This is a genomic window from Rhodopirellula maiorica SM1, from assembly GCF_000346295.1.
Lineage (GTDB): Bacteria > Planctomycetota > Planctomycetia > Pirellulales > Pirellulaceae > Novipirellula > Novipirellula maiorica.
Genome location: NZ_ANOG01000600.1, coordinates 1 through 3,755, shown reverse-complemented (window position 1 = coordinate 3,755; position 3,755 = coordinate 1). Strand labels below are relative to the sequence as shown.

Here is a 3,755-nt window from a genome sequence, read left to right as displayed (position 1 = left end):
ACACCCCGGTACGCATTTTCCGTATAGCTATCGAAGCAAAGGACTGCGTTTGCCAATACAATACCGGTACCACGCTCCTATCCGGAGGCCATTCGCTCACACCTAGGCTCGACGAAGGTCAACATGATGCTCAGCAACAACAAGCCGGACTTCTCATTTTGTGTCCGAATCGCAGTGGCGAAAAAACGTGCTGTAATGCAAGGCGTTTTCCTGTCACTGGTACTTCTGTTTTCGAGCGTCGTCGTCGCGAATGAAACATGGCGATCGTACGCCGGTAAGTCTGGCCCCGGCGGGTGGCGTTGTCATGTGATTCAGCCTGATCCAGACGACCACGGCCCCGATGGAATCAATTTCCATGATTGGGATAATGATGGAGATGTCGACGTGTTCGTGAATTACGAAGAAGGCAAGTACAGTCGGCTGTACTTCAACCCCGGCGCGGATGCGTGTCGTGAACTCTGGACGGATTGGATCGAGTTCAAACATGGTCCGTGCGAAGACTCGTCGATGGGTGACTTGGACAATGACGGAGACATCGATTACATCGCCAACGGCGGTTGGGTGTACTTCAATCCGGGACAATCGTCCGTTCGCGATGCGTCCAAGTGGCAAAAGATGATTCTGTTTAACCACGAGCAACGCGTGCCGTTGGTGATCGATGTCGACGCCGACGGACTCAACGATCTGGTGGTGGGCGGGCAAACGTGGTTTAAGCAACCGGGTGAAGGCAAGCACGATGCGAAGAATTGGTCCAAGCACTCCCTGGGAAACGCAAAGTGGCCGATGAACTGCATCCCCAGTGATGTTAACGGCGACGGGCTGACCGATATGGTCGTTGCCGACCGGCGACACGAAATCTTTTGGTACCGCAATCCAGGCGCCGCAAGGATCACCCAACCATGGCCTCGCGAACCGCTGCATCCCCACACGTCGATGTTCGTTGGCCTTGGTGACGTCAACGGCGACGGTGCGATCGATCTCGCGATCGCCGGAGGACAGGAAGGCTCAAACAAATGGACAAATAAGCTGACCGTCTTGTTGCGCACCACCCAATCCGGCAACCCGACTTATCACGAAATTATCCTCGACCAAGCTAGCGGAAACTTTCCCAAGGGCGTGGCCATCGTTGACCTCGATGACAACCCGCAGACGAAAGAAATTGTGGTCACACCGAAACAAGGTGACTTGTGGACAGCCGCCTATGACGGTGACCCGATGATGAAAAGCAATTGGAAAACTCGCGTGTTGAAAACGCCTGGCGCCGCAACGCGGAAAAAGATGGACAACGTCTATCTCGCCGACATCGATGGCGATGGAGACGAAGACATTGCAACGACCGAGGAAAACGGTGGCTGGGGAGTCATTTGGTTTGAAAATCCAACTGTGAGCGAATAAATACGCCTACGACATCGAAAATTCGGCGGCCTCTCGCTACGCGGCTTCTAGCGATCGAGCCGAAATGACCAACAAACAAATGGTGTCGCCGTAGTCCAATGTTGTTAACCGCGAGAATGACTCTATTGCCCCTGCGCTGGTTTTGCATGGCCAGAGCGGAAACAGCGGATCGTTCGTAAGACCAGGAAAAATAAAGACTTACCGTATTCCCCAAGTCGAAAATCATGCCGTAATGGGTTGTGTACCGGCTTGGACAACCCGGCGAAGCATTTCCTGTTGCCGCATTGAAACAGTGCTTCGCTAGGCTCTGTCTGACAAGCGGTTTCTCGCTTCGCGAAGGCGGCTTCTTCTCACCACTTTCGCGGAGTGAACGGCGACTTTGATCCGTTTTCAGACAGAGCCTCGAAAGGAAGCGAGTCCTATGAAGTTGTCCAGCTGATTTTGCATCACATCGCCAGTTTTTCAAAGCTGCAAAATCCTGACAACCGCTCGTCGCTAGCCCAAGCCACATTGGGGACCAATGACTGCCCGCGTCGATCGCCGATCGGGCACAAATACCGCGAAAAAAACGCAGTAAAGAGGCAAACGATCCCCGCTGCGACGACCAGCTCTTCGGGCGATTTGATTCTCACAATCCAAATTGCTCTGACGCGTCGACTAGCCGACATAGAGTATTGTCCGAACGTTGGCACCACCGTCAAGCCTTGTCATATGCCGATCGACGGCGTTACAATTACTCTCGTTGTGCTATATGTCTATAGACGCGGCGCAAACGGTGTACAGGTTAACACACACAAGCAAACTGAGAAACTTTCTCTCTCCGTAGAGACGTTGTGTGGGTTGGCCCTGGCGGTGCATGTCTGTTATGTTTTTGCTCGAAATTTCTGTGATGCGGGAGATCGAACCTCCTGCGATACACTTGTCAACGATCGTGATGAGATGTATCGCTGAGTTCTACGCGTCACCCCGGTGCCCCATCACTTATCAAGCATCTCGATTCTTCTCATCTACCATTTAGGAGTTATCTATGTACCGCACGAGCTATCGGAGAGGCTTTACTCTTGTTGAGCTTCTCGTCGTGATCGCCATCATCGGCGTTCTCGTTGGTTTGTTGTTGCCTGCAGTCCAAGCGGCGCGTGAGGCTGCGCGGCGGATGAGTTGCAGCAACAATTTCAAGCAAATCGGTTTGGGATTTCACAACTATCATTCGGCCTATAAACAGTTGCCGATTCACGGTGGTGGAACCGACAATATTTCCAACGCGGCGTATGACGGTTTCAACATGCGCGGCAACACACGACGGGACCTGAGTTGCCTAGTTGGTTTAACGCCGTTTATTGAGCAACAGGCGTTGTGGGAGCAAATCTCTACGCCCAGGGATTTAGACGGTGATGGCACGGTCGATGTACAGGCGATGGGTCCGAGTCCGCATCGATCGTTGTCGCACCACAATAATGACGGTCGATTCGAGCCGTGGTTGACCAACATTGCGTCCTACCGTTGTCCGAGTGATCCCGGCGTGGGGCTACCGGCCCAGGGACGTACAAACTATGCAGTTTGTTCTGGCGATTCTATCGACATGGGTGCCGACGGGCCTGTTGATAACGATGGAAACCCACAATTTGCCCAACGTGTCCGAGCGGCCCAACGTGGAGTGTTCGTGCATCGTCAAGCAATGAAATTTCGCGACATCTTGGACGGCTTGGCCAACACAATCTGTGCTGGTGAAATTGTGACCGATTTGGGTGACCGTGATGTTCGCACGCATGCGGGCAACAGTGGCTCGACTCCGATTGTCCGCATGGGAAACAATCGGACATGCGATGCAATGCGAGATCCGCAGCGACCGCAATTCTGGGGCACCGGCGCAACATTGACTGGCGGTGCCGAGGAACGACGAGGTTACAAGTGGGCATTCTCTCGTCCGCTGTATACGCAAATGACCACCATTTTGCCTCCCAATAGCGAAGTATGCATGGGGTCCAATCACGAATCGCAAGGGATTGTTCCTCCGGGCAGCCGACACCAGGGCGGATGTCATGTGTTGATGGCGGATGGCGCGGTCAAATTCGTTACCGATTCGATTGACGCCGGCAATTTGGAACGTGGTCAGGTTGGAAACCAAGCCAACCACGACGACCCCCAATCCGTACCCGGTGCGCCGAGCCCCTACGGCTTTTGGGGAGCTCTCGGTACGCGTGCTTCCAAGGAAGTCCTAGACCAAGAGCTCTAATTGATCCTTAAACATGCTGCCCCAGCTTCCGTTTCCATCGTTGTGAAACGGAAGCTTTTCTTTGCCCCTCCCTCTTAACTTAACTAGGTATTTCGATGAGCCGATTGGCAACTTTTTCGTAGCTTTG

The 3,755-nt window shown here is 53.4% G+C and carries 2 protein-coding genes; both read left to right on the top strand.

Annotated features, from left to right (window positions below):
* The first annotated feature begins 123 nt into the window (after nt 1-123).
* The gene (locus tag RMSM_RS19210; protein WP_008699850.1) at nt 124-1,395 is read left to right on the top strand and encodes an FG-GAP repeat domain-containing protein; all 1,272 of its coding nucleotides are present in this window, start codon (nt 124-126) and stop codon (nt 1,393-1,395) included.
* 1,027 nt (nt 1,396-2,422) lie between these two features.
* A complete protein-coding gene (locus RMSM_RS19200) occupies nt 2,423-3,628 on the top strand; it encodes a DUF1559 domain-containing protein (protein ID WP_040768183.1) in 1,206 nt (401 codons plus the stop codon).
* Nucleotides 3,629-3,755 lie beyond the last annotated feature (127 nt).

Bases quoted from the DNA above. Each gene is read 5' to 3' on its own strand.
- RMSM_RS19210 (WP_008699850.1), top strand. From the start codon at position 124: ATGATGCTCAGCAACAACAAGCCGGACTTCTCATTTTGTGTCCGAATC.
- RMSM_RS19200 (WP_040768183.1), top strand. From the start codon at position 2,423: ATGTACCGCACGAGCTATCGGAGAGGCTTTACTCTTGTTGAGCTTCTC.